At 67.4% G+C, this 23,335-nt stretch carries 35 protein-coding genes; 34 read left to right on the top strand and 1 reads right to left on the bottom strand.

The features are described 5' to 3' along the window. The first annotated feature begins 81 nt into the window (after positions 1–81). The 34 genes from tuf (at position 82) to truA (ending at position 21,315) form a co-directional block, all read left to right on the top strand. Positions 82–1,275 carry an elongation factor Tu gene (gene tuf / locus AQJ64_RS38860; protein ID WP_055632341.1) on the top strand — a complete coding sequence of 398 codons (1,194 nt, stop codon included), beginning with the start codon at positions 82–84 and terminating at the stop codon, positions 1,273–1,275. 187 nt (positions 1,276–1,462) lie between these two features. Further along, positions 1,463–2,599: an acyltransferase family protein gene (locus tag AQJ64_RS38855; protein WP_055632342.1), complete on the top strand. Its 1,137-nt coding sequence runs from the start codon at positions 1,463–1,465 to the stop codon at positions 2,597–2,599. A 52-nt stretch (positions 2,600–2,651) separates the two neighbouring features. Beyond that, entirely contained in the window at positions 2,652–3,479 is an 828-nt protein-coding gene (locus AQJ64_RS38850; protein WP_055632343.1) for a hypothetical protein, read from the top strand. 462 nt (positions 3,480–3,941) lie between these two features. After that, positions 3,942–4,250, top strand: a complete 309-nt coding sequence (gene rpsJ / locus AQJ64_RS38845) for a 30S ribosomal protein S10 (RefSeq protein WP_003948644.1) — start codon at positions 3,942–3,944, stop codon at positions 4,248–4,250. A 17-nt stretch (positions 4,251–4,267) separates the two neighbouring features. Beyond that, positions 4,268–4,912, top strand: coding sequence for a 50S ribosomal protein L3 (gene rplC / locus AQJ64_RS38840; protein WP_007384065.1), 645 nt, complete (start codon positions 4,268–4,270; stop codon positions 4,910–4,912). Between the two features lie 8 nt (positions 4,913–4,920). Further along, positions 4,921–5,574 (top strand): 50S ribosomal protein L4, encoded by a 654-nt coding sequence (gene rplD, locus AQJ64_RS38835; protein ID WP_055632344.1) that lies wholly within the window; start codon positions 4,921–4,923, stop codon positions 5,572–5,574. Then, positions 5,574–5,993: a 50S ribosomal protein L23 gene (gene rplW, locus AQJ64_RS38830; protein WP_055632345.1), complete on the top strand. Its 420-nt coding sequence runs from the start codon at positions 5,574–5,576 to the stop codon at positions 5,991–5,993. The genes rplD and rplW overlap by 1 nt, the downstream gene beginning before the upstream one ends. A 40-nt stretch (positions 5,994–6,033) precedes the next feature. Next, positions 6,034–6,870, top strand: coding sequence for a 50S ribosomal protein L2 (rplB, locus tag AQJ64_RS38825; protein WP_030788280.1), 837 nt, complete (start codon positions 6,034–6,036; stop codon positions 6,868–6,870). Positions 6,871–6,882: 12 nt separating this feature from the next. After that, positions 6,883–7,164 (top strand): 30S ribosomal protein S19, encoded by a 282-nt coding sequence (gene rpsS, locus AQJ64_RS38820; protein ID WP_023547380.1) that lies wholly within the window; start codon positions 6,883–6,885, stop codon positions 7,162–7,164. A 45-nt stretch (positions 7,165–7,209) separates the two neighbouring features. Next, the gene (rplV, locus tag AQJ64_RS38815; RefSeq protein WP_004571827.1) at positions 7,210–7,557 is read left to right on the top strand and encodes a 50S ribosomal protein L22; all 348 of its coding nucleotides are present in this window, start codon (positions 7,210–7,212) and stop codon (positions 7,555–7,557) included. Further along, positions 7,557–8,381 carry a 30S ribosomal protein S3 gene (gene rpsC, locus AQJ64_RS38810; protein WP_055632346.1) on the top strand — a complete coding sequence of 275 codons (825 nt, stop codon included), beginning with the start codon at positions 7,557–7,559 and terminating at the stop codon, positions 8,379–8,381. The genes rplV and rpsC overlap by 1 nt, the downstream gene beginning before the upstream one ends. Positions 8,382–8,386: 5 nt before the next feature. Then, complete coding sequence (gene rplP, locus AQJ64_RS38805; protein WP_030788270.1) at positions 8,387–8,806, top strand: 50S ribosomal protein L16; 420 nt, start codon at positions 8,387–8,389, stop codon at positions 8,804–8,806. Continuing rightward, positions 8,806–9,030: a 50S ribosomal protein L29 gene (gene rpmC, locus AQJ64_RS38800; protein WP_055632347.1), complete on the top strand. Its 225-nt coding sequence runs from the start codon at positions 8,806–8,808 to the stop codon at positions 9,028–9,030. Before rplP ends, rpmC begins: the two co-directional genes overlap by 1 nt. Continuing rightward, positions 9,030–9,314 carry a 30S ribosomal protein S17 gene (gene rpsQ / locus AQJ64_RS38795; RefSeq protein WP_004984524.1) on the top strand — a complete coding sequence of 95 codons (285 nt, stop codon included), beginning with the start codon at positions 9,030–9,032 and terminating at the stop codon, positions 9,312–9,314. The genes rpmC and rpsQ overlap by 1 nt, the downstream gene beginning before the upstream one ends. A gap of 100 nt (positions 9,315–9,414) precedes the next feature. After that, complete coding sequence (gene rplN, locus AQJ64_RS38790) at positions 9,415–9,783, top strand: 50S ribosomal protein L14 (RefSeq protein ID WP_003998823.1); 369 nt, start codon at positions 9,415–9,417, stop codon at positions 9,781–9,783. Positions 9,784–9,785: 2 nt separating this feature from the next. After that, on the top strand, positions 9,786–10,109 hold the full coding sequence (gene rplX / locus AQJ64_RS38785) for a 50S ribosomal protein L24 (protein WP_055632348.1): 324 nt from the start codon (positions 9,786–9,788) through the stop codon (positions 10,107–10,109). Further along, a complete protein-coding gene (gene rplE, locus AQJ64_RS38780; protein WP_055632349.1) occupies positions 10,109–10,666 on the top strand; it encodes a 50S ribosomal protein L5 in 558 nt (185 codons plus the stop codon). The genes rplX and rplE overlap by 1 nt, the downstream gene beginning before the upstream one ends. A 5-nt stretch (positions 10,667–10,671) precedes the next feature. Beyond that, positions 10,672–10,857, top strand: a complete 186-nt coding sequence (locus AQJ64_RS38775; protein WP_003956452.1) for a type Z 30S ribosomal protein S14 — start codon at positions 10,672–10,674, stop codon at positions 10,855–10,857. Between the two features lie 214 nt (positions 10,858–11,071). Next, on the top strand, positions 11,072–11,470 hold the full coding sequence (rpsH, locus tag AQJ64_RS38770; RefSeq protein WP_055632350.1) for a 30S ribosomal protein S8: 399 nt from the start codon (positions 11,072–11,074) through the stop codon (positions 11,468–11,470). Between the two features lie 24 nt (positions 11,471–11,494). Further along, entirely contained in the window at positions 11,495–12,034 is a 540-nt protein-coding gene (rplF, locus tag AQJ64_RS38765; RefSeq protein WP_055632351.1) for a 50S ribosomal protein L6, read from the top strand. 3 nt (positions 12,035–12,037) lie between these two features. Beyond that, on the top strand, positions 12,038–12,421 hold the full coding sequence (gene rplR / locus AQJ64_RS38760) for a 50S ribosomal protein L18 (RefSeq protein ID WP_055632352.1): 384 nt from the start codon (positions 12,038–12,040) through the stop codon (positions 12,419–12,421). Between the two features lie 39 nt (positions 12,422–12,460). Further along, the gene (gene rpsE, locus AQJ64_RS38755) at positions 12,461–13,066 is read left to right on the top strand and encodes a 30S ribosomal protein S5 (protein ID WP_009190144.1); all 606 of its coding nucleotides are present in this window, start codon (positions 12,461–12,463) and stop codon (positions 13,064–13,066) included. Further along, on the top strand, positions 13,066–13,248 hold the full coding sequence (gene rpmD, locus AQJ64_RS38750) for a 50S ribosomal protein L30 (RefSeq protein WP_055632353.1): 183 nt from the start codon (positions 13,066–13,068) through the stop codon (positions 13,246–13,248). The genes rpsE and rpmD overlap by 1 nt, the downstream gene beginning before the upstream one ends. Before the next feature lie 2 nt (positions 13,249–13,250). Further along, on the top strand, positions 13,251–13,706 hold the full coding sequence (gene rplO / locus AQJ64_RS38745) for a 50S ribosomal protein L15 (RefSeq protein ID WP_003974249.1): 456 nt from the start codon (positions 13,251–13,253) through the stop codon (positions 13,704–13,706). A 259-nt stretch (positions 13,707–13,965) separates the two neighbouring features. After that, positions 13,966–15,279: a preprotein translocase subunit SecY gene (gene secY / locus AQJ64_RS38740; protein WP_055632354.1), complete on the top strand. Its 1,314-nt coding sequence runs from the start codon at positions 13,966–13,968 to the stop codon at positions 15,277–15,279. Further along, the gene (locus AQJ64_RS38735) at positions 15,279–15,941 is read left to right on the top strand and encodes an adenylate kinase (protein WP_055632355.1); all 663 of its coding nucleotides are present in this window, start codon (positions 15,279–15,281) and stop codon (positions 15,939–15,941) included. The genes secY and AQJ64_RS38735 overlap by 1 nt, the downstream gene beginning before the upstream one ends. Positions 15,942–16,044: 103 nt before the next feature. Continuing rightward, positions 16,045–16,881 (top strand): type I methionyl aminopeptidase, encoded by an 837-nt coding sequence (gene map / locus AQJ64_RS38730; protein ID WP_055632356.1) that lies wholly within the window; start codon positions 16,045–16,047, stop codon positions 16,879–16,881. A 208-nt stretch (positions 16,882–17,089) separates the two neighbouring features. Continuing rightward, positions 17,090–17,311 (top strand): translation initiation factor IF-1, encoded by a 222-nt coding sequence (gene infA, locus AQJ64_RS38725; protein WP_003948620.1) that lies wholly within the window; start codon positions 17,090–17,092, stop codon positions 17,309–17,311. Positions 17,312–17,386: 75 nt separating this feature from the next. Further along, positions 17,387–17,500, top strand: a complete 114-nt coding sequence (gene rpmJ / locus AQJ64_RS38720) for a 50S ribosomal protein L36 (protein ID WP_004984509.1) — start codon at positions 17,387–17,389, stop codon at positions 17,498–17,500. Positions 17,501–17,717: 217 nt separating this feature from the next. Beyond that, on the top strand, positions 17,718–18,098 hold the full coding sequence (gene rpsM, locus AQJ64_RS38715; RefSeq protein ID WP_055632357.1) for a 30S ribosomal protein S13: 381 nt from the start codon (positions 17,718–17,720) through the stop codon (positions 18,096–18,098). A gap of 66 nt (positions 18,099–18,164) precedes the next feature. After that, positions 18,165–18,569 carry a 30S ribosomal protein S11 gene (gene rpsK, locus AQJ64_RS38710; protein ID WP_010354218.1) on the top strand — a complete coding sequence of 135 codons (405 nt, stop codon included), beginning with the start codon at positions 18,165–18,167 and terminating at the stop codon, positions 18,567–18,569. A 118-nt stretch (positions 18,570–18,687) separates the two neighbouring features. Further along, on the top strand, positions 18,688–19,710 hold the full coding sequence (locus tag AQJ64_RS38705) for a DNA-directed RNA polymerase subunit alpha (RefSeq protein ID WP_003966937.1): 1,023 nt from the start codon (positions 18,688–18,690) through the stop codon (positions 19,708–19,710). Between the two features lie 85 nt (positions 19,711–19,795). After that, positions 19,796–20,305, top strand: coding sequence for a 50S ribosomal protein L17 (rplQ, locus tag AQJ64_RS38700; RefSeq protein WP_055632358.1), 510 nt, complete (start codon positions 19,796–19,798; stop codon positions 20,303–20,305). 152 nt (positions 20,306–20,457) lie between these two features. Next, the gene (gene truA, locus AQJ64_RS38695; protein ID WP_055632359.1) at positions 20,458–21,315 is read left to right on the top strand and encodes a tRNA pseudouridine(38-40) synthase TruA; all 858 of its coding nucleotides are present in this window, start codon (positions 20,458–20,460) and stop codon (positions 21,313–21,315) included. 6 nt (positions 21,316–21,321) lie between these two features. Here truA and AQJ64_RS51895 read toward each other — a convergent pair whose 3' ends face one another. After that, positions 21,322–23,319 (bottom strand): right-handed parallel beta-helix repeat-containing protein, encoded by a 1,998-nt coding sequence (locus AQJ64_RS51895; protein WP_055632360.1) that lies wholly within the window; start codon positions 23,317–23,319, stop codon positions 21,322–21,324. Between the last annotated feature and the right edge of the window lie 16 nt (positions 23,320–23,335).

Genomic DNA, 23,335 nt, shown 5'->3' with positions numbered 1-23,335 from the left:
CCCGGGGCCCGGGACTTAACAGCAAAGATCACCTGGCGCCGATGAACCAAGGCGTACAGCACACTCCACAGGAGGACCCCAGTGGCGAAGGCGAAGTTCGAGCGGACTAAGCCGCACGTCAACATCGGCACCATCGGTCACATCGACCACGGTAAGACGACCCTCACGGCCGCCATTACCAAGGTGCTGCACGACGCGTACCCGGACCTGAACGAGGCCACCGCGTTCGACAACATCGACAAGGCGCCCGAAGAGCGTCAGCGCGGTATCACCATCTCCATCGCGCACGTCGAGTACCAGACGGAGACCCGTCACTACGCCCACGTCGACTGCCCGGGTCACGCGGACTACATCAAGAACATGATCACCGGTGCCGCGCAGATGGACGGCGCGATCCTCGTGGTCGCCGCCACCGACGGCCCGATGCCGCAGACCAAGGAGCACGTGCTCCTGGCCCGCCAGGTCGGCGTTCCGTACATCGTGGTCGCCCTGAACAAGGCCGACATGGTGGACGACGAGGAGATCCTGGAGCTCGTCGAGCTCGAGGTCCGTGAGCTCCTCTCCGAGTACGAGTTCCCGGGCGACGACCTGCCGGTCGTCCGCGTCTCCGCGCTGAAGGCGCTCGAGGGCGACTCCGAGTGGACGAACTCCGTCCTCGACCTGATGAAGGCCGTCGACGAGTCCATCCCGCAGCCCGAGCGTGACGTCGACAAGGCGTTCCTCATGCCGATCGAGGACGTCTTCACGATCACCGGTCGCGGTACGGTCGTCACCGGCCGTATCGAGCGTGGTGTCCTGAAGGTCAACGAGACCGTCGACATCATCGGCATCAAGACCGAGAAGACCACCACCACGGTCACCGGTATCGAGATGTTCCGCAAGCTGCTCGACGAGGGCCAGGCCGGTGAGAACGTCGGTCTGCTGCTCCGCGGCATCAAGCGCGAGGACGTCGAGCGCGGCCAGGTCATCATCAAGCCGGGCTCGGTCACCCCGCACACCGAGTTCGAGGCCCAGGCCTACATCCTGTCGAAGGACGAGGGTGGCCGCCACACCCCGTTCTTCAACAACTACCGTCCGCAGTTCTACTTCCGTACGACGGACGTGACCGGCGTCGTGACCCTCCCCGAGGGCACCGAGATGGTCATGCCGGGTGACAACACCGAGATGAAGGTGGAGCTCATCCAGCCCGTCGCCATGGAGGAGGGCCTGAAGTTCGCCATCCGTGAGGGTGGCCGGACGGTCGGCGCCGGCCAGGTCACCAAGATCAACAAGTGATCTTGCGCCTGACCGGTGGCACAGCCTGAGCTGAGCCTCTGAAGGGGCCCGTACGACTCCGGTCGTACGGGCCCTTTCGCGTGGCCCGCCGCCTTGCCTGTCGCACGGGTGTGCGGTGGGTGAATCGTGGACGAACGTTGCCTTGTGGCACCCATGAGCCGTCTGTGAGCGGCCTAGCCTGACGGCGATGTCTGCCCTGCCTCTCATACGGCCCACGAAGCCGCAGCCCGCGCCCGTGGCGACACCCGCCTCGCCCGGCCGTCGGCGGCCACGCCTGTACGCCCTCGACGGCATCCGGCTCCTCGCCGCCCTGATGGTCGCGGTCCACCACTACGCGGGCACCCGCCGGGTGAACCAGCCCGGCAACCAGGTCTGGGACCGCCCGGTGTCCGACATCATGCCGACGGTGTTCCACTTCGCGGCCTACGGCTGGATCGGCGTCGAGATCTTCTTCGTGATCAGCGGCTTCGTGATCTGCATGTCCTGCTGGGGCCGCACACCACGCCAGTTCTTCGTCTCCCGCGTGATCCGCCTGTACCCGGCGTACTGGTTCGCGGTCCTGTTCACCACGGCCGTCCTGGCGGCCGTACCCGGCGTCTGGGAGCGCCTCACCCCGAGGGACGTCCTCCTCAACCTGACCATGCTCCAGTCCGGTTCGGGCGTGCGGAACGTGGACGGCGTGTACTGGACGCTCTGGTCCGAACTCCGCTTCTACCTCCTCTTCCTCACGGTGGTGTGGGCCGGACTCACCTACCGCCGGGTGGTGCTGTTCTGCTGCGTCTGGGGCGCGGCGGCGATGCTGGCCCCGGTCGCGCGTCTGCCCCTCCTGGAGCTGATCGCCGACCCGGAGGCCTCCTGGTACTTCATCGCGGGCCTCGCCCTCTACCTGATGCACCGCTTCGGCCAGGACCTGCTGCTGTGGGGCATCCTCGCGATGGCCTGGCTGATGGGCCAGAAGGAACTGGGCCAGCGGATCGACGAGGTCGAACACGTGGGCAGCTGGCGCGGAGCGGTCCTGGTCTTCACCGTGTTCCTGCTGCTCATGGTCGCCGTGGCGCTCGGTCGCACGGACCGGATCCGCTGGCGGTGGCTGGTGACGGCGGGCAGTCTGACGTACCCGCTCTACCTGATCCACTACGCGGCCGGCACCACCCTGATCAACCGCCTGCGCGACACGATGGACGCCCGGCTGCTGGTGGCGGCGGTCCTGGCGGGCTTCCTGCTCCTGAGCTGGGCGGTGCACCGGTGGGTGGAGCGGCCGGTGGCGGGGGTGGTGAAGAAGGGGCTGGACGCCGCGTTCCTGAGGGTGCGTGCGCAGGCGTGAGACCCGGCCGCTAGTCTGCCGATCTTCGTCTCTCCATCCCCGGAAGGTGTGAATGAGAACAAGCAGAACCGCCGCGGTTACCGTGCTCGCGGGCGCGCTGGGACTCTCGGTGCTGGGCGCGCCGGCGGCTCACGCGGCGGACACGGGCATCACCGTGTCGAACATCGTCGTCAACGACGGCAAGCCGATCGTGGTCGGTACGTCGAAGGTGGTGGAGCCGCCTCTGAGCTTCGACATCACCCTGCCCTCCGGGTACAGCACCGCCGACCCGTTCCGGTACGACGCGTTTCCGTTCCTCTACCGGGGCGACCTGAGGACGGCGGCCGACACGGGGGACAACTTCATCGGGCCGGGCGGCTACACCTGCTACGAGCAGAGCTCGAAGAGGGCCCACTGCGAGGGCGACCTCTACATCGACCCGCACCCGAGCCAGGAGCACGTCGACTCCAACGCCGACGCCACCACCTGGAAGGTCGCGGTGTCGCTCCGCCTGTTCAAGGCCGGTGGAGGCCTCAAGGCCGCCGAGCGCGAGACGAGGTCCCTGACCGTCCCGCTCAGGAGGGCGGCCAAGCTCACCACCGCCGACGCCTCGCCAGAGCCGGTGACCAAGGGCAAGGCGATCACCGTCACGGGCAAGCTGACCCGGGCGAACTGGAGCACCAAGAAGTACGACGGCTACAGCGGCCGGACCGTGAGTCTCCAGTTCCGCGCGGCGGGCACCGACACCTTCAAGACGGTCAAGAAGGTCACCTCCGGCAGCACCGGAGCCCTGAAGGCGACGGTCACCGCGTCCGTCGACGGCTCCTTCCGCTGGGTGTACAACGGCAACACCACGACCGGCACCGCGGCCGGCGCGGCCGACGCCGTCGACGTGCGCTGACGGGCTCCGCCCCCGCTCACACCGGGGTCGGCGCCGGCCCCGGTGGCCCGTTCGGTTTGACCTGCGTCACGTCCGGGGTATTCTCTCCGGCTCGATTGGCGGAGGCCCTGCCCCGTATGGCAGACTAGCGGGGTTGCTCGGTCGAGTGTTGATGCTGTGCGCCTCCCGCCGGGAGGACCGGAAGCGAGTCCCACAGTACTCGTCGCCCTAACTGCCTCACGGCAGCGCTGGGGCGGACGTACGGGAATCTTTCGGGAAGCGCGGTGCGGCACCGGCCAGGCGCCCGGTGGGCCTTCCGCCCCCGGCCTGCGGTACCGGAAGGGCCGTGTGCATTCCCGTAGGGATGTTCGAACAAGGGACATCTTTGTCAGTGGGAGCGCGACACGCCCGACCGCGTGGGTCGGAGGAAAAGGAAGCCGGCGGGCTCCAGAGCGTAAGAAACCAAAGGACTACTGAGTAGCCATGGCGGGACAGAAGATCCGCATCCGGCTCAAGGCCTACGACCACGAGGTCATCGACTCCTCGGCGAAGAAGATCGTCGAGACGGTGACTCGCACTGGTGCGTCGGTCGCGGGCCCGGTGCCGCTGCCCACTGAGAAGAACGTGTACTGCGTCATCAAGTCGCCGCACAAGTACAAGGACTCGCGCGAGCACTTCGAGATGCGCACGCACAAGCGCCTGATCGACATCCTCGACCCGACGCCCAAGACCGTTGACTCTCTGATGCGACTCGACCTCCCGGCCGGTGTCGACATCGAGATCAAGCTCTGAGGGTCGGTGATCTGAGAATGGCTAAGCAGATCAAGGGCATCCTGGGCGAGAAGCTCGGCATGACGCAGGTGTGGGACGAGAACAACCGTGTTGTTCCGGTCACCGTCGTCAAGGCCGGCCCGAACGTCGTGACCCAGGTCCGTACGAACGACGCGGACGGCTACGAGTCCGTCCAGATCGCCTTCGGCGAGATCGACCCGCGCAAGGTGAACAAGCCCCTCAAGGGCCACTTCGCCAAGGCCGACGTCACTCCCCGCCGCCACCTCGTCGAGATCCGTACCGCTGACGCCAGCGAGTACACCCTCGGCCAGGAGATCACCGCCGAGGTGTTCGAGGCCGGCATCAAGGTCGACGTGACCGGCAAGAGCAAGGGCAAGGGCTTCGCCGGTGTCATGAAGCGTCACAACTTCAAGGGCCTCGGCGCCGGTCACGGCACCCAGCGCAAGCACCGCTCGCCCGGTTCCATCGGTGGCTGCGCCACCCCGGGCCGCGTGTTCAAGGGCCTCCGCATGGCGGGTCGCATGGGCAACGAGCGTGTCACCACCCAGAACCTGACCGTCCACGCCGTTGACGCGGAGAAGGGTCTGCTGCTCATCAAGGGCGCTGTCCCCGGTCCGAACGGCGGCCTCGTCCTGGTCCGCACCGCGGCCAAGGGGGCCTGAGGTAACCGATGAGCACTGTTGACATCCTTTCGCCTGCCGGCGAGAAGACCGGTAGCGTCGAGCTCCCCGCGGAGATCTTCGGCGTGGAGAAGGTCAGCATCCCGCTGATCCACCAGGTCGTCGTCGCGCAGAACGCGGCTGCCCGCCAGGGCACGCACAAGACCAAGACCCGTGGCGAAGTCCGTGGTGGTGGCAAGAAGCCTTACCGCCAGAAGGGCACCGGCCGCGCCCGTCAGGGCTCGACCCGCGCGCCGCAGTTCGCCGGCGGTGGCGTCGTGCACGGCCCCCAGCCGCGCGACTACTCGCAGCGGACCCCCAAGAAGATGAAGGCTGCCGCCCTGCGTCACGCCCTCACCGACCGGGCCCGCCACAACCGCATCCACGTCGTCACCGGCGTGGTCGACGGCGACATCTCCACCAAGGCCGCGAAGACGCTGTTCGGCAAGATCAGCGAGCGCAAGAACCTGCTGCTCGTCGTCGAGCGCAGCGACGAGGCCGCGTGGCTGTCCGCCCGCAACCTGCCCCAGGTGCACATCCTGGAGCCGGGCCAGCTGAACACGTACGACGTGATCGTCTCGGACGACGTGGTCTTCACCCAGGCCGCTCTCGAGTCCTTCGTCGCCGGCCCGAAGGCCAACGACACCGAAGGGACTGAGGTCTGATGGCCACCCGTCACCCCTCCATCGCCTCGAAGGCCGCCAAGGCCGCCAAGGCCGCGCGCGTCGCCAAGGCGAAGCGCCACGCCACCGAGGGCAAGAACACCGTCGTCACCGCGCCCAGCAAGGCGTACACGGACCCCCGTGACGTGCTGCTGAAGCCGGTCGTGTCGGAGAAGAGCTACGCGCTCCTCGACGAGAACAAGTACACGTTCATCGTCGACCCGAACGCCAACAAGACCCAGATCAAGCAGGCCGTCCAGGCGGTCTTCTCGGTCAAGGTCACCGGGGTCAACACGATCAACCGCATCGGCAAGCGCAAGCGCACCAAGACCGGTTTCGGTCAGCGTGCCAGCACCAAGCGCGCGATCGTGACCCTTGCTGAGGGCGACCGTATCGACATCTTCGGCGGTCCGACCGCCTAAGGGCGGTCCGGATCGTCCGATATCGGACGAGGACTGAAAAATGGGAATCCGCAAGTACAAGCCGACTACGCCGGGCCGTCGTGGCTCCAGCGTCGCCGACTTCGTCGAGGTCACGCGGTCCACGCCGGAGAAGTCGCTGGTTCGCCCCCTGCACAGCAAGGGCGGCCGTAACAATTCCGGTCGTGTGACCGTTCGCCACCAGGGTGGCGGACACAAGCGCGCCTACCGAGTGATCGACTTCCGTCGTCACGACAAGGACGGCGTGCCGGCGAAGGTCGCGCACATCGAGTACGACCCCAACCGCACCGCGCGCATCGCGCTGCTGCACTACGCCGACGGCGAGAAGCGCTACATCCTCGCCCCGCGCAACCTGCAGCAGGGTGACCGCGTCGAGAACGGTCCCGGGGCCGACATCAAGCCGGGCAACAACCTGGCGCTCCGCAACATCCCGGTCGGTACCACGATCCACGCGATCGAGCTCCGTCCCGGTGGCGGTGCCAAGTTCGCCCGCTCCGCCGGTGCCTCCGTGCAGCTGCTCGCGAAGGAGGGCTCGATGGCCCACCTCCGCATGCCTTCCGGTGAGATCCGCCTGGTCGACCAGCGCTGCCGCGCCACGGTCGGCGAGGTCGGCAACGCCGAGCAGAGCAACATCAACTGGGGCAAGGCCGGCCGCAAGCGCTGGCTGGGCGTTCGCCCGACCGTCCGTGGTGTCGCGATGAACCCGGTCGACCACCCGCACGGTGGTGGTGAGGGCAAGACCTCCGGTGGTCGCCACCCGGTCTCCCCGTGGGGTCAGAAGGAGGGTCGTACTCGTTCGCCGAAGAAGGCTTCGAACAAGTACATCGTCCGCCGCCGCAAGACGAACAAGAAGCGCTAGGAGCGGGTTTAGATGCCGCGCAGTCTCAAGAAGGGGCCCTTCGTCGACGACCACCTGATCAAGAAGGTGGACGCCCAGAACGAAGCAGGCACCAAGAACGTCATCAAGACCTGGTCCCGTCGCTCCATGATCGTGCCGGCCATGCTCGGCCACACGCTCGCGGTGCACAACGGCAAGACCCACATCCCGGTGTTCGTCACCGAGTCGATGGTCGGTCACAAGCTCGGCGAGTTCTCGCCGACGCGCACCTTCCGGGGTCACGTCAAGGAAGACCGGAAGTCGAAGCGCCGCTAGTAGCGGATCGCATTCAGACACGTAAGTAACTCTGAAGGGACAACCATGGAAGCCAGGGCCCAGGCGCGGTACATCCGCGTCACGCCCATGAAGGCCCGCCGTGTGGTGGACCTCATCCGTGGCATGGACGCCACGGAGGCCCAGGCTGTTCTGCGATTCGCTCCGCAGGCAGCCTCCGTGCCCGTCGGCAAGGTGCTCGACAGCGCCATCGCCAACGCCGCGCACAACTACGACCACACGGACGCCTCCTCGCTGGTCATCAGCGAGGCATACGTCGACGAGGGCCCGACCCTGAAGCGGTTCCGGCCGCGCGCCCAGGGCCGCGCCTACCGGATCCGCAAGCGGACCAGCCACATCACCGTGGTCGTCAGCAGCAAGGAAGGGACCCGGTAATGGGCCAGAAGGTTAACCCGCATGGGTTCCGGCTCGGCATCACCACGGACTTCAAGTCCCGCTGGTACGCCGACAAGTCGTACAAGGACTACGTCAAGGAAGACGTCGCCATCCGTCGGATGATGACGTCCGGCATGGAGCGCGCCGGCATCTCGAAGGTGGAGATCGAGCGCACCCGTGACCGTGTCCGCGTGGACATCCACACCGCGCGTCCGGGCATCGTCATCGGCCGCCGCGGCGCCGAGGCCGACCGTATCCGCGGCGACCTGGAGAAGCTGACCAAGAAGCAGGTCCAGCTCAACATCCTCGAGGTCAAGAACCCGGAGACGGACGCTCAGCTGGTGGCCCAGGCCGTCGCCGAGCAGCTCTCCTCCCGCGTCTCCTTCCGTCGGGCCATGCGCAAGAGCATGCAGTCCGCCATGAAGGCCGGCGCCAAGGGCATCAAGATCCAGTGCGGTGGCCGTCTCGGCGGCGCCGAGATGTCCCGCTCGGAGTTCTACCGCGAGGGCCGTGTGCCCCTGCACACGCTCCGCGCGAACGTGGACTACGGCTTCTTCGAGGCCAAGACGACCTTCGGCCGTATCGGTGTGAAGGTCTGGATCTACAAGGGCGACGTCAAGAACATCGCCGAGGTCCGCGCCGAGAACGCCGCTGCCCGCGCCGGCAACCGCCCGGCCCGTGGCGGCGCCGACCGTCCCGCCGGCCGTGGTGGCCGCGGTGGCGAGCGTGGCGGTCGCGGTCGTAAGCCGCAGCAGGCTGCTGCCGAGGCCCCCAAGGCCGAGGCTCCCGCCGCTCCGGCTGAGAGCACCGGAACGGAGGCCTGACCGACATGCTGATCCCCCGTAGGGTCAAGCACCGCAAGCAGCACCACCCGAAGCGTCGTGGTGAGGCCAAGGGCGGTACGACGGTCGCGTTCGGCGAGTACGGCATCCAGGCCCTCACGCCGGCGTACGTGACCAACCGCCAGATCGAGGCGGCCCGTATCGCGATGACTCGCCACATCAAGCGTGGCGGCAAGGTCTGGATCAACATCTACCCGGACCGTCCCCTCACCAAGAAGCCTGCCGAGACCCGCATGGGTTCCGGTAAGGGTTCGCCGGAGTGGTGGATCGCGAACGTGCACCCGGGACGGGTCATGTTCGAGCTGTCCTACCCGAACGAGAAGATCGCCCGTGAGGCCCTCACCCGCGCAGCCCACAAGCTGCCGATGAAGTGCCGGATCGTCAAGCGCGAGGCAGGTGAAGCGTGATGTCGGTCGGTACCAAGGCGTCCGAGCTGCGCGAGCTGGGCAACGAGGAGCTTCTGGGGAAGCTCCGCGAGGCCAAGGAAGAGCTGTTCAACCTCCGCTTCCAGGCGGCGACGGGTCAGCTCGAGAACCACGGCCGTCTGAAGGCGGTCCGCAAGGACATCGCGCGGATCTACACCCTGATGCGCGAGCGTGAGCTGGGCATCGAAACGGTGGAGAACGCCTGATGAGCGAGAACAACGTGACTGAGAACACTGAGGCGCGCGGCTTCCGCAAGACCCGTGAGGGTCTCGTCGTCAGCGACAAGATGGACAAGACCGTCGTCGTCGCCGTCGAGGACCGCGTCAAGCACGCGCTGTACGGCAAGGTCATCCGCCGTACGAACAAGCTCAAGGCGCACGACGAGCAGAACGCCGCGGGTGTCGGCGACCGCGTCCTCCTGATGGAGACCCGGCCGCTGTCCGCGACGAAGCGCTGGCGCGTCGTCGAGATCCTCGAGAAGGCCAAGTAAGTCTCCTGCGGGGCATTCCTCGCAGGACAGTTCCGCCAGGCTCCGGGAGCCGCTCCGCTGAGCGGCTCCCGGGGAACCGGCAGACAAACAGGAGATAGACGTGATCCAGCAGGAGTCGCGACTGCGTGTCGCCGACAACACTGGTGCGAAGGAGATCCTTTGCATCCGTGTGCTCGGTGGCTCCGGTCGCCGCTACGCGGGCATCGGTGACGTCATCGTCGCCACCGTCAAGGACGCGATCCCCGGTGGCAACGTGAAGAAGGGTGACGTCGTCAAGGCGGTCATCGTTCGCACCGTCAAGGAGCGCCGCCGTCCGGACGGCTCGTACATCCGCTTCGACGAGAACGCCGCCGTCATTCTGAAGAACGACGGCGACCCTCGCGGCACCCGCATCTTCGGCCCGGTCGGCCGTGAGCTGCGCGAGAAGAAGTTCATGAAGATCATCTCGCTCGCGCCGGAGGTGCTGTAAGCATGAAGATCAAGAAGGGCGACCTGGTCCAGGTCATCACCGGTAAGGACAAGGGCAAGCAGGGCAAGGTCATCGCGGCCTTCCCCCGCGAGGACCGTGTCCTGGTCGAGGGTGTCAACCGGGTCAAGAAGCACACCAAGGCCGGCCCGACCGCCAAGGGCTCGCAGGCCGGTGGCATCGTCACGACCGAGGCCCCGATCCACGTCTCCAACGTCCAGCTGGTCGTGGAGAAGGACGGCCAGAAGGTCGTCACGCGTGTCGGTTACCGCTTCGACGACGAGGGCAACAAGATCCGCGTTGCCAAGCGGACGGGTGAGGACATCTGATGGCTACCACCACCACTCCGCGTCTCAAGACGAAGTACCGCGAGGAGATCGCGGGCAAGCTGCGTGACGAGTTCAAGTACGAGAACGTCATGCAGATCCCCGGCCTCGTCAAGATCGTGGTCAACATGGGTGTCGGCGACGCCGCCCGTGACTCGAAGCTGATCGAGGGCGCGATCCGCGACCTGACCCAGATCACCGGTCAGAAGCCGGCCGTCACCAAGGCCCGCAAGTCCATCGCGCAGTTCAAGCTGCGTGAGGGTCAGCCGATCGGTGCCCACGTCACGCTCCGTGGCGACCGCATGTGGGAGTTCCTGGACCGCACCCTGTCGCTCGCGCTGCCGCGCATCCGCGACTTCCGTGGTCTGTCCCCCAAGCAGTTCGACGGCCGTGGCAACTACACCTTCGGTCTCACGGAGCAGGTCATGTTCCACGAGATCGACCAGGACAAGATCGACCGTGTCCGGGGTATGGACATCACCGTGGTCACCACGGCGACCAACGACGCTGAGGGCCGCGCGCTCCTTCGTCACCTCGGCTTCCCCTTCAAGGAGGCGTGAGCGAGATGGCGAAGAAGGCTCTGATCGCTAAGGCTGCTCGCAAGCCCAAGTTCGGTGTGCGCGCGTACACCCGGTGCCAGCGCTGCGGCCGTCCGCACTCCGTGTACCGCAAGTTCGGCCTCTGCCGCGTGTGCCTTCGTGAGATGGCTCACCGTGGCGAGCTGCCGGGCGTGACCAAGAGCTCCTGGTAACACCCCTATTTAGGGGTTCCAGAGGCTCTCGGTAAGCAATGGGCGTGTCAGGCGCCCACCTCTTCATGGCTTAGGCTTGGAGGGTTGGGCGCCTGACGGTCGCCCGTACGACTTACTACGCCGTAGGTCCACCGCGCCGCACCCGTCCCGTCTCGGATCGGGGAGAGGGATGGCGCACCAGGAAACCCCGGCGAGAGAGGCCACAGGCCAATTCATGACCATGACTGATCCGATCGCAGACATGCTGACGCGTCTGCGGAACGCAAACTCGGCGTACCACGACTCCGTGACGATGCCGGCGTCCAAGATCAAGTCCCACATCGCGGAGATCCTCCAGCAGGAGGGCTTCATCACCGGCTGGCGCGTCGAGGACGCCGAGGTCGGCAAGAACCTCACTCTCGAGCTGAAGTTCGGCCCGAACCGTGAGCGCTCCATCGCGGGCATCAAGCGGATCTCCAAGCCCGGTCTCCGGGTGTACGCGAAGTCCACCTCCCTGCCGAAGGTGCTGGGCGGCCTCGGCGTGGCGATCATCTCCACGTCGCACGGGCTCCTCACCGACAAGCAGGCCGGCAAGAAGGGCGTGGGTGGGGAAGTCCTCGCCTACGTCTGGTAGCAGAAGGGAACGGAGGAAACAGCTATGTCGCGCATCGGCAAGCTCCCCATCGCGGTTCCCGCCGGCGTGGACGTCACCATCGACGGCCGGACCGTGTCGGTCAAGGGCCCCAAGGGCACGCTGACCCACACCGTCGTGGCACCGATCGACATCGCCAAGGGCGAGGACGGCACTCTCCAGGTGACCCGCCCCAACGACGAGCGTCAGAGCAAGGCCCTGCACGGCCTGTCCCGCACGCTGGTGGCGAACATGATCACCGGCGTGACCCAGGGTTACGTGAAGAAGCTCGAGATCAGCGGTGTCGGTTACCGCGTGACCGCCAAGGGCTCGAACCTCGAGTTCGCGCTCGGTTACAGCCACCCGATCCTGGTCGAGGCCCCCGAGGGCATCACCTTCAAGGTCGAGGCTCCGACCCGTTTCTCGGTCGAGGGTATCGACAAGCAGAAGGTCGGCGAGGTCGCGGCCAACATCCGCAAGCTGCGCAAGCCCGACCCGTACAAGGCCAAGGGCGTCAAGTACGAGGGCGAAGTCATCCGCCGCAAGGTCGGAAAGGCGGGTAAGTAAGCCATGGCATACGGGCAGAAGATCCTGAAGGGCGACGCCTACAAGCGCGCCGCGATCAAGCGCCGTCACATCCGGATCCGCAAGCGGATCTCCGGTACGGCGGAGCGTCCCCGTCTGGTCGTTACCCGCTCGAACCGCCACATCGTGGCCCAGGTGATCGACGACATCAAGGGTCACACCCTGGCGTCGGCGTCCACCCTGGACACGTCGGTCCGCGGTGGCGAGGGCGACAAGTCCGCGCAGGCCAAGCAGGTCGGCGCCCTGGTCGCCGAGCGCGCCAAGGCCGCCGGTGTCGAGGCTGTCGTATTCGACCGTGGTGGCAACCAGTACGCCGGGCGCATCGCCGCCCTGGCGGACGCCGCCCGCGAAGCCGGGCTCAAGTTCTGAGCCTGCCGTAGCTAGCGGAAACAGAGAGAGGTAATTCCAATGGCTGGACCCCAGCGCCGCGGTGGCGGTGCCGGTGGCGGCGAGCGGCGGGACCGGAAGGGCCGTGACGGCGGCGCTGCTGCCGCCGAGAAGACCGCGTACGTTGAGCGCGTCGTCGCGATCAACCGCGTCGCCAAGGTTGTGAAGGGTGGTCGTCGCTTCAGCTTCACCGCGCTGGTCGTGGTGGGCGACGGTGACGGCACCGTGGGTGTCGGTTACGGCAAGGCCAAGGAGGTGCCGGCCGCCATCGCCAAGGGTGTTGAGGAGGCCAAGAAGCACTTCTTCAAGGTCCCCCGTATCCAGGGCACCATCCCCCACCCGATCCAGGGTGAGAAGGCTGCCGGCGTCGTGCTGCTCAAGCCCGCGTCCCCCGGTACCGGCGTGATCGCCGGTGGCCCGGTGCGTGCGGTGCTCGAGTGCGCCGGTATCCACGACGTCCTGTCGAAGTCGCTCGGCTCCGACAACGCGATCAACATCGTGCACGCGACCGTGGAGGCCCTGAAGGGCCTGCAGCGTCCCGAGGAGATCGCGGCCCGCCGTGGTCTGCCGCTCGAGGACGTCGCTCCCGCGGCTCTGCTGCGTGCGCGTGCGGGGGCGGGTGCGTAATGGCTCGCCTCAAGATCACGCAGACGAAGTCGTACATCGGCAGCAAGCAGAACCACCGTGAGACCCTGCGCTCGCTCGGGCTGAAGCGCCTGAACGACGTGGTCGTCAAGGAGGACCGTCCCGAGTTCCGCGGGATGGTGCACACCGTCCGCCACCTCGTGACGGTTGAGGAGGTCGACTGATCATGGCGGAGAACAACCCGCTCAAGATCCACAACCTCCGTCCCGCCCCGGGCGCCAAGACCGCCAAGACCCGTGTCGGTCGTGGTGAGGCGTCGAAGGGTAAGACGGCCGGTCGTGGTACCAAGGGCACGAAGGCCCGTTACCAGGTTCCGGAGCGCTTCGAGGGTGGCCAGATGCCGCTCCACATGCGCCTTCCGAAGCTGAAGGGCTTCAAGAACCCGTTCAAGACCGAGTTCCAGGTCGTGAACCTCGACAAGCTGGCCGCGCTGTACCCCGAGGGTGGCGAGGTCACCGTCGAGGGTCTCGTCGCCAAGGGTGCCGTTCGCAAGAACAGCCTCGTCAAGGTGCTCGGCCAGGGCGAGATCTCCGTGGCGCTGCAGGTGACGGTCGACGCCGTCTCCGGCTCCGCCAAGGAGAAGATCACCGCTGCCGGCGGTACCGTCACCGAGCTCGTCTGACCACATCAGGCGTCTCGATGACTTGATCGATCCCGACCGGGGATACTCCACAAATGGGGTATCCCCGGTTGGTCGTTCCTAGGGAAGCTGTGTCGCGGGTAAGGTGACCAGCACTGCCCACTTTTCACAAGGTTCTCCCAAGGGGGCACCTTGAACGGCAGTCGGCCGTTACTCATGTCGTTGTCGTTTGTCGTTGTTCTTATTGGACCTTCAAGACCGTCACCCTTGACGCAGATGCGCGGGGGTCGCAGGAGGCACCGTGCTCACCGCGTTCGCCCGGGCGTTCAGGACGCCCGACCTGCGCAAGAAGCTGCTCTTCACGCTCGGCATCATCGTCGTGTACCGGGTCGGTACGCACATTCCGATCCCCGGCGTCGACTACACGTCCGTACAGCGCTGCGTCGACGAGGCGTCCGGCAACCAGGGCCTCTTCGGTCTGGTGAACATGTTCAGCGGTGGCGCGCTGCTGCAGATCACCATCTTCGCCCTCGGCATCATGCCGTACATCACGGCGAGCATCATTCTTCAGCTGCTGACCGTGGTCATCCCGCGTCTGGAAGCCCTCAAGAAGGAGGGCTCGGCCGGTACGGCGAAGATCACGCAGTACACGCGTTACCTGACCGTGGCGCTGGCCATCCTCCAGGGCACCGGCCTGGTGGCCACCGCCCGCAGCGGCGCCCTGTTCTCCGGCTGCACCGTCGCCAGCCAGATCGTTCCGGACCGCGCCATCTTCAGCACCATCGTGATGGTCATCTGCATGACCGCCGGTACGGCCGTCGTCATGTGGCTCGGTGAGCTGATCACCGACCGCGGCATCGGCAACGGCATGTCGATCCTGATGTTCATCTCGATCGCCGCGACCTTCCCGTCCGCGCTGTGGGCCATCAAGAAGTCGGGCACCCTGGCGGACGGCTGGATCGAGTTCGGCACGGTCGTCGCGGTCGGCCTGGTGATGGTCGCCCTGGTCGTCTTCGTCGAGCAGGCCCAGCGCCGGATCCCGGTGCAGTACGCCAAGCGCATGATCGGCCGCCGGTCCTACGGCGGTACCTCGACGTACATCCCGCTCAAGGTGAACCAGGCCGGTGTGATCCCGGTCATCTTCGCCTCGTCGCTGCTCTACATCCCGGCCCTCGTCGCCCAGTTCTCCAGCGGGACCTCCAGCTGGAAGACCTGGATCGAGACGAACCTGACCAAGGGCGACCACCCGATCTACATCAGCGCGTACTTCCTGCTGATCGTTTTCTTCGCCTTCTTCTACGTCGCCATCTCCTTCAACCCCGAGGAAGTGGCCGACAACATGAAGAAGTATGGTGGCTTCATCCCGGGCATCCGGGCTGGCCGACCGACCGCTGAGTACCTGTCGTACGTGCTCAACCGGATCACCTGGCCGGGTTCGCTGTACTTGGGTCTGATCGCTCTTGTGCCGACGATGGCGTTGGTTGGTTTCGGGGCAAACCAGAACTTCCCCTTCGGCGGGACCAGCATCCTGATCATCGTGGGTGTGGGCCTCGAGACGGTGAAGCAGATCGAGAGCCAGCTCCAGCAGCGCAATTACGAAGGGTTCCTCCGCTGATGCGAATCGTCCTCGTCGGGCCGCCGGGTGCCGGGAAGGGTACTCAGGCCACTCGCCTGGCCGAGACTCTGCGCGTTCCGCACATCTCCACGGGCGACCTGTTCCGCGCCAACATCAGCCGGCAGACCGACCTCGGGAAGCTCGCGAAGTCCTATATGGACAAGGGCGAACTGGTGCCGGACACGGTGACCATCGCCATGGCCAAGGACCGCATGGAGCAGCCGGACGCCGAGCGCGGCTTCCTGCTGGACGGTTTCCCGCGCAACGTCTCGCAGGCCGAGGCCCTGGACGAGCTGCTCACCACCGAGGGCATCAAGCTGGACGCGGTACTCGATCTGGAGGCCCCCGAGGAGGAGGTCGTCAAGCGGATCGCCGGCCGGCGCATCTGCCGGAAGGACTCCGCCCACGTCTTCCACGTGACGTACAAGAAGCCGCAGCAGGAGGGCGTCTGTGACGTCTGCGGCGGCGAGCTGTACCAGCGGGACGACGACTCCGAGGAGACCGTCCGGACGCGGCTGGAGGTCTACCACACGCAGACCGAGCCGATCATCGACTACTACAAGGCCCAGGGCCTGGTCGTGACCATCGATTCCATGGGCCCCGTGGAGCAGGTCACCGATCGCGCGCTGGCCGCGCTGAAGCGCGAGGGCGACGACGCGTAGTCGTCGGTCCCGTACGGCCGTGGAGTCCCCTGGACCCCACGGCCGTACTGTTGTGTAGGCAGTACCCGATCCCCCGACCGAGTGACGGAGAGCGCAGGACCTCATGGTGCAGATCAAGAGCCCCGAGCAGATCGCGAAAATGCGGGCGGCGGGGCTGGTCGTCGCCGCCATCCACGCGGCGACGCGGGAAGCGGCGGTGCCGGGGGCCACCACCAAGGACCTGGACGAGGTCGCGCGCAAGGTGCTCGCCGAGCACGGGGCGAAGTCGAACTTCCTCGGCTACGGCGGCTTCCCCGCGACGATCTGCACCTCGGCGAACGACGTGGTCGTGCACGGCATCCCGTCCGACGAGGTGGTCCTCAAGGACGGCGACATCATCTCCATCGACTGCGGCGCGATCGTGGACGGCTGGCACGGCGACGCGGCGTACACGGCGTTCGTGGGCTCCGGTCACGCCCCGGAGCTGATCGAGCTCTCCCGGGTGACGGAGGAGTCGATGTGGGCCGGCATCGCCGCGATGAAGCCCGGCAACCGGCTCGTCGACGTCTCGCGCGCCATCGAGACGTACATCCGCCGTCAGCCCAAGCCCGGCGGCGGCCGCTACGGCATCATCGAGGACTACGGCGGCCACGGCATCGGCACCGAGATGCACATGGACCCGCATCTGCTGAACTACGTCGACCGGCGCCGGGGCAAGGGCCCCAAGCTGGTGCCCGGCTTCTGCCTCGCGATCGAGCCGATGGTGTCGCTGGGGACGCCGCGGACCGAGGTCCTCGAGGACGACTGGACGGTCATCACGACCGACGGCACCTGGTCCTCGCACTGGGAGCACAGCGTGGCCCTCACGGAGGAGGGCCCGCTGGTGCTGACGGCCCCGGACGGCGGCAGGGCGAAGCTGGCGGAGCACGGGGTCGTGGCCGCGCCGGATCCGTTGGGCTGAGCGTGGTCGGGTGGCTGCGGGCCGGTGGGGGCCGGCCGCGCAGTTCTCCGCGCCCTTTGAAGCTTACGGATCTTCCGGGTGGGGCAGGCTCTCTCGATTCGTGTTTCTCGGGGCCCTGACGTAGACTGACTCGTCGGCTCTCGTGCACCCGCATGTCTGCATGCGCTCACACGGAGTCGATCAAGGTAGTCGATTCGAAGGGCGAAGCGTGGCCAAGAAGCAAGGTGCCATCGAGATCGAGGGCACTGTCGTCGAGTCTCTTCCGAACGCCATGTTCAAGGTCGAGCTCCAGAACGGCCACCAGGTCCTGGCACACATCAGCGGCAAGATGCGTATGCACTACATCCGCATCCTCCCTGACGACCGGGTCGTGGTGGAGCTGTCTCCGTACGACCTGACGCGTGGCCGGATCGTCTACCGGTACAAGTAGATCTTGCCCATGTCCCTGTGCGCCCTGGCGGGCGTGCGGGGTTGTCGGCAACTGACCCGGAGAACCTCACATCCCATGAAGGTCAAGCCGAGCGTCAAGAAGATCTGCGACAAGTGCAGGGTGATCCGCCGTCACGGTCGGGTCATGATCATTTGCGAGAACCCGCGCCACAAGCAGCGCCAGGGCTGATCGCAGCCGATCTCACCCTCTGCATCGATATCGCAGAGACTTCGCGCGACGCGAGCTGAATATGTTCATACGCAGGACCCAGGCGGGGGTTTCTTCTTGCCTGACACCCCCGGTTCGGAGGCCGGGGACCCAGTCGTACCAAGTCTTCGAAGAGAAGAGGCCGGCGGCTGGGATCCGGTTCTGCGGAAGACCTCCGAAGATCACCAGGAGCCATTGAATGGCACGCGTTTCCGGTGTTGACATCCCGCGCGACAAGCGCGTGGAGGTCGCCCTCACCTACGTGTTCGGCATCGGCCGGACCCTCTCGCAGGAGACGCTGGCTGCGACCGGCGTCGACCCGAACACCCGTGTTCGCGATCTGACCGAAGAGCAGCTGGTCGCCATCCGCGAGTACGTGGACAACAACATCAAGACCGAGGGTGACCTCCGTCGCGAGATCCAGGCCGACATCCGCCGCAAGGTCGAGATCGGCTGCTACCAGGGTCTCCGTCACCGTCGTGGTCTGCCCGTCCGCGGTCAGCGCACCAGCACGAACGCTCGTACCCGCAAGGGCCCGCGTCGCGCCATCGCCGGCAAGAAGAAGCCGGGCAAGAAGTAGTCCGCAGCGGACTCGCCGTCCAGCGGTCTTCGCTGTAGGACCGACCACCTCCCGTAGGAGTAATAGATGCCCCCCAAGGGTCGTCAGGGCGCTGCCAAGAAGGTGCGCCGCAAGGAAAAGAAGAACGTCGCCCACGGCCAGGCGCACATCAAGAGCACGTTCAACAACACGATCGTGTCCATCACGGACCCGGCCGGAAACGTGATCTCCTGGGCCTCCGCCGGCCACGTCGGCTTCAAGGGCTCGCGCAAGTCCACGCCGTTCGCCGCGCAGATGGCCGCCGAGTCGGCTGCCCGTCGCGCGCAGGAGCACGGCATGCGCAAGGTCGACGTCTTCGTCAAGGGCCCGGGCGCCGGTCGTGAGACCGCGATCCGTTCCCTCCAGGCCACGGGTCTCGAGGTCGGCTCCATCCAGGACGTCACCCCGACCCCGCACAACGGCTGCCGTCCGCCGAAGCGTCGCCGCGTCTGACGCACGGTTGTCTTGAGGTTGCGGGCGGTACGGCTCCATGAAGGGGCGTACCGCCCGTACCCTTGCAGTACCGAGTCGGGCGTCAAATAGCGGGCGCCCCTGACTGAAGGAACACAACATGCTGATCGCTCAGCGTCCCTCGTTGACCGAAGAGGTCGTCGACGAGTTCCGCTCCCGGTTCGTGATCGAGCCGCTGGAGCCGGGCTTCGGCTACACCCTCGGCAACTCCCTGCGCCGTACGCTCCTGTCGTCGATCCCGGGTGCGGCGGTCACGTCGATCCGTATCGACGGTGTCCTGCACGAGTTCACCACCGTGCCGGGCGTCAAGGAGGACGTCACCGACCTGATCCTCAACATCAAGCAGCTGGTCGTCTCCTCGGAGCACGACGAGCCGGTCGTGATGTACCTGCGCAAGCAGGGCCCGGGTCTGGTCACCGCCGCCGACATCGCGCCCCCGGCCGGTGTCGAGGTGCACAACCCCGACCTCGTCCTCGCCACGCTCAACGGCAAGGGCAAGCTGGAGATGGAGCTGACGGTCGAGCGCGGCCGCGGTTACGTCTCCGCCGTGCAGAACAAGCAGGTGGGCCAGGAGATCGGCCGGATCCCGGTCGACTCGATCTACTCGCCGGTTCTGAAGGTCACGTACAAGGTCGAGGCCACGCGTGTCGAGCAGCGCACCGACTTCGACAAGCTGATCGTGGACGTCGAGACCAAGCAGGCGATGCGTCCCCGTGACGCCATGGCCTCCGCCGGTAAGACCCTGGTCGAGCTGTTCGGTCTCGCCCGCGAGCTGAACATCGACGCCGAGGGCATCGACATGGGTCCGTCCCCGACGGACGCGGCGCTGGCGGCCGATCTCGCGCTTCCGATCGAGGAGCTCGAGCTCACCGTCCGTTCCTACAACTGCCTCAAGCGTGAGGGCATCCACTCCGTGGGTGAGCTCGTCGCCCGCTCCGAGGCGGACCTCCTCGACATTCGCAACTTCGGTGCGAAGTCGATCGACGAGGTCAAGGCGAAGCTGGCCGGCATGGGCCTGGCCCTGAAGGACAGCCCGCCCGGATTCGACCCCACGGCCGCCGCCGACGCCTTCGGCGCCGACGACGACGCGGACGCGGGTTTCGTGGAGACCGAGCAGTACTGATCGGTCGTTGCCGGTGAGCATCCGCTCATCGGGTTCCTGACCCCGGTACCTGACACGGCCGGGGCAGACACACAGGAGAGAAAAGATGCCGAAGCCCACCAAGGGTGCCCGTCTGGGCGGCAGTGCCGCGCACGAGAAGCTGCTGCTCGCGAACCTCGCGAAGAGCCTCTTCGAGCACGGCCGTATCACCACCACCGAGGCGAAGGCCCGCCGGCTCCGGCCGTACGCCGAGCGTCTGGTGACCAAGGCGAAGAAGGGCGACCTTCACAACCGCCGTCAGGTGCTCCAGGTCATCACGGACAAGAGCGTCGTCCACACGCTCTTCACCGAGATCGGCCCGCGCTACGAGAACCGTCCGGGTGGCTACACCCGGATCACCAAGATCGGTAACCGCCGTGGCGACAACGCGCCCATGGCTGTCATCGAGCTGGTCGAGGCGCTGACCGTGGCGCAGGCTGCGACGGGTGAGGCCGAGGCCGCGACCAAGCGTGCGGTCAAGGAGGCCGAGGAGGCCAAGGTCGAGGAGACCCAGGCCGACGAGGTCGTCGAGGACGCCGCGCCGGTCGAGGCCGACGAGGAGTCCAAGGACGCGTAAGGCCGTCCTTCGGCTGCCGGTCCGTTGTGGCTGGCCGCGCCCACGCGGCGGAGCCGCATATCGATGCAGCCCCGCGCCCCTCTGGGGCGCGTCAGCGGGCCCGTTCCTTTCGAGGAGCGGGCCCGCTTCTGTGGTCTTGAGAGGATCTCGGTGTGAGTGACGAAGTACAGCCCGGTTACGTCCGTGTCCGCCTCGATCTTTCCTATGACGGGACCGAGTTCTCCGGGTGGGCCAAGCAGGCCGGGGGGCGGCGGACCGTGCAGGGGGAGATCGAGGATGCCCTGCGGACCGTCACCCGGTCCCGGGAGACCTTCGAGCTGACCGTGGCGGGCAGAACCGACGCCGGGGTGCATGCGCGGGGGCAGGTGGCTCATGTCGATCTGCCGGAGGGCGTCTGGCGTGAGCACCACGAGAAGCTGCTGAAGCGGCTTGCCGGGCGGTTGCCGCGGGATGTGCGGGTGTGGGCGCTCAGGGAGGCGCCCAGTGGCTTCAACGCCCGGTTCTCGGCCGTCTGGCGGCGGTACGCGTACCGGGTGACGGACAACCCGGGGGGTGTGGATCCGCTGCTGCGCAACCATGTGCTCTGGCACGACTGGCCGCTCGATGTCGACGCCATGAACGAGGCGGCGCTGCGGCTGCTCGGGGAGCATGATTTCGCCGCCTACTGCAAGCGGCGGGAGGGGGCCACCACGATTCGGACCCTTCAGGAGCTGAGCCTGGTGAAGGGCGACGACGGGATCGTCACCGCCACGGTCCGGGCCGACGCCTTCTGCCACAACATGGTGCGCTCGCTCATCGGGGCGCTGTTGTTCGTGGGCGACGGGCACCGGGGCGCCGAGTGGCCGGGGAAGGTGCTGGCCGCGGGGGTGCGGGACTCCGCGGTGCATGTCGTACGGCCGCACGGGCTGACCCTGGAGGAGGTCGGGTACCCGGCCGACGAGCTCCTGGCCGCGCGGAACAAGGAGGCCAGGAACAGACGGACGCTGCCCGGTGCCGCCGGGTGCTGCTGAGCGTCCCTACGCCGGTTCCATGATCAGCCAGGCCACCGTCGACCTGTCCCCGGCCATGCCCTTCACCGTGAAGGACGTGCCGGGGGTGCGGGAGGCGACGTAGGCCACGCCGGAGGGGGTGCCGGCGGGGGACTGGACGGTGAGGAAGATGCGGCTGGCGGCGGTGACGGCGGTCGTGGGGACGGTGACCGGGGTGGTGCCGGTGAGGGTCACGGTGCCCATCTTGGCGTTGCTGCCCTCCTTGACCTTGATGCCCTTCCCGGCCAGTCCTACGACGATGTCGGCGTCGGCGCTGCCGATCTGGGCGGCGCCGAGGCGGCCCCAGCTGGTGTCCCGGCCGGTGCCGCCGCCGGGGCCGAAGGTCTGGGTGCCGTTGATCTCCATCGCGAAGCGGTCGACGGAGTCGCCGGTGGCCCGGGACTGGAAGGCGCGGGATGTCTTTCCGGCGCCGGTGACCGCGTAGCCGTGGGCGGCAGGCCGGTGCTGGACGAGGTGGACGCCGGGGCCGGCGCTCGCGGTGACCGTCAGGCCGGGGGTGGTGAGGGAGACCCGGCCGCTGGCGCGGCTGACGGTGAGGGGCGTGTCGAGGACGGTGCCGTCGTCGGCGTGCCGGACAAGCGCGAAGTCGGAGCCGTCGCCGGCGCCGGACTCGGCGGCGTCGGTGGTCCGCAGGGCCCAGCGGCGGGCCTTGCCGCGGGACCAGAACTCCAGGTCACGGCGGGTGCCGGCGGCTCCGGAGATCATGTGGACGTCATGCTGGTCCCACTCGATGCCGGTGTCCCGGTGGGTGCCGGAGATCACGCCGCTGTGGCGGACGACGACCGCTCCGAGGTCCTGGAAGGGGGCCGTCGTCCCGAGGTACTCGCCGCCGACCACCGAGACGTTGCTCACGGAGTTCAGCGCGGAGGTGGTGAGGCCGTAGGCGGGGGAGTGGTCGCCGCTCTCGTCGTCGCGGCCGGTGGAGGTGGAGCAGCCGGTGAGGACGACCCCCTCGGCGGCCTCGCCGGTGACGGTGAAGCCGGAGTAGGGGATGAGGGAGGTCGCGGTCTCCCTGCCGTCCCGCCCGGCGAGGCAGCCGAGGAGCTGGAGGAAGCGGCCGCCGGGGGAGGTGGCGAGGTGGAAGCCGTCCCGGCCGTTGCGGTCGGTGGTGCAGCCGATCAGCACCATCGAGTGGTTGACGCCGGTGATGCGGTAGCCGTGATGAGCGTTCGACTCCGAGCGGCAGTCGACCATGGTGACCGCGTCGGGGTTGAGGATGTCGTAGCCGTGTCCCTTGTTGCCCTGGGCGTGGCACTGGAACAGGTCGGCGTCGACCAGGCCGCCGCCGGTGCCCGTCGCGTCGCCCCAGGTGAAGCCGTGGCCTTCGTTGTCGACGGCGTGGACCTGGGTGAGCTGGAAGGCGGTGGCGTTCTGGGCGTTCAGGCCGTGGCCGGTGAAGCGCCAGACGGTCACCTTGTCCAGGCCGAGGTCCTGGACGCCGGGGGTGACACGGATGCCGTCGATCGCGGTGCCGGTGGTGGCCCGCTGGTCGCGGCCGTCGAGCGCCAGGCCGTACAGGCGGGGGCCGCCGCCGTACGCCGAGTCGGTGGACGTTCCCCGTGCCGGGGCCGGGTCGACGACGATCAGGGCCTCGCCGGTGAAGGTGCCGATGCCGGGGCGCAGGTAGGAGGCGGTCATGTCGGTGCGGACCGGGGAGCGCGGGTGCCAGTCGCCGCGCAGGGTGACGCCGAGCCGGAGGCGGAGCGGGGAGGCGAGCCGGTACGCGCCGGGCGGGAGGTAGACGGTGTCTCCCTGGCCGGCCGCGTCGATCGCCTTCTGGATGGCGGGCGCGTCGTCGGTCCTGTCGTCGCCGAGGGCCCCGTACGGCGTGTCCTTCACGTTCAGCCAGCCCGCGCCGGTGCCGGCGGCCGAGGCCGTCTGGGCGATGACGATCGAGGTCGCGAGGGCGGCGCCGGTGAGACCGGCGGCGCCGGCGAGGAGGCTGCGTCGGGTCGTGGCGCTCATGGCGTGGTCCCCCCAG

This window comes from Streptomyces griseoruber (assembly GCF_001514205.1).
Lineage (GTDB): Bacteria > Actinomycetota > Actinomycetes > Streptomycetales > Streptomycetaceae > Streptomyces > Streptomyces griseoruber.
The sequence above is the reverse complement of the archived record's forward strand: the minus strand, read 5'-3'. Positions and strand labels throughout refer to the sequence as shown.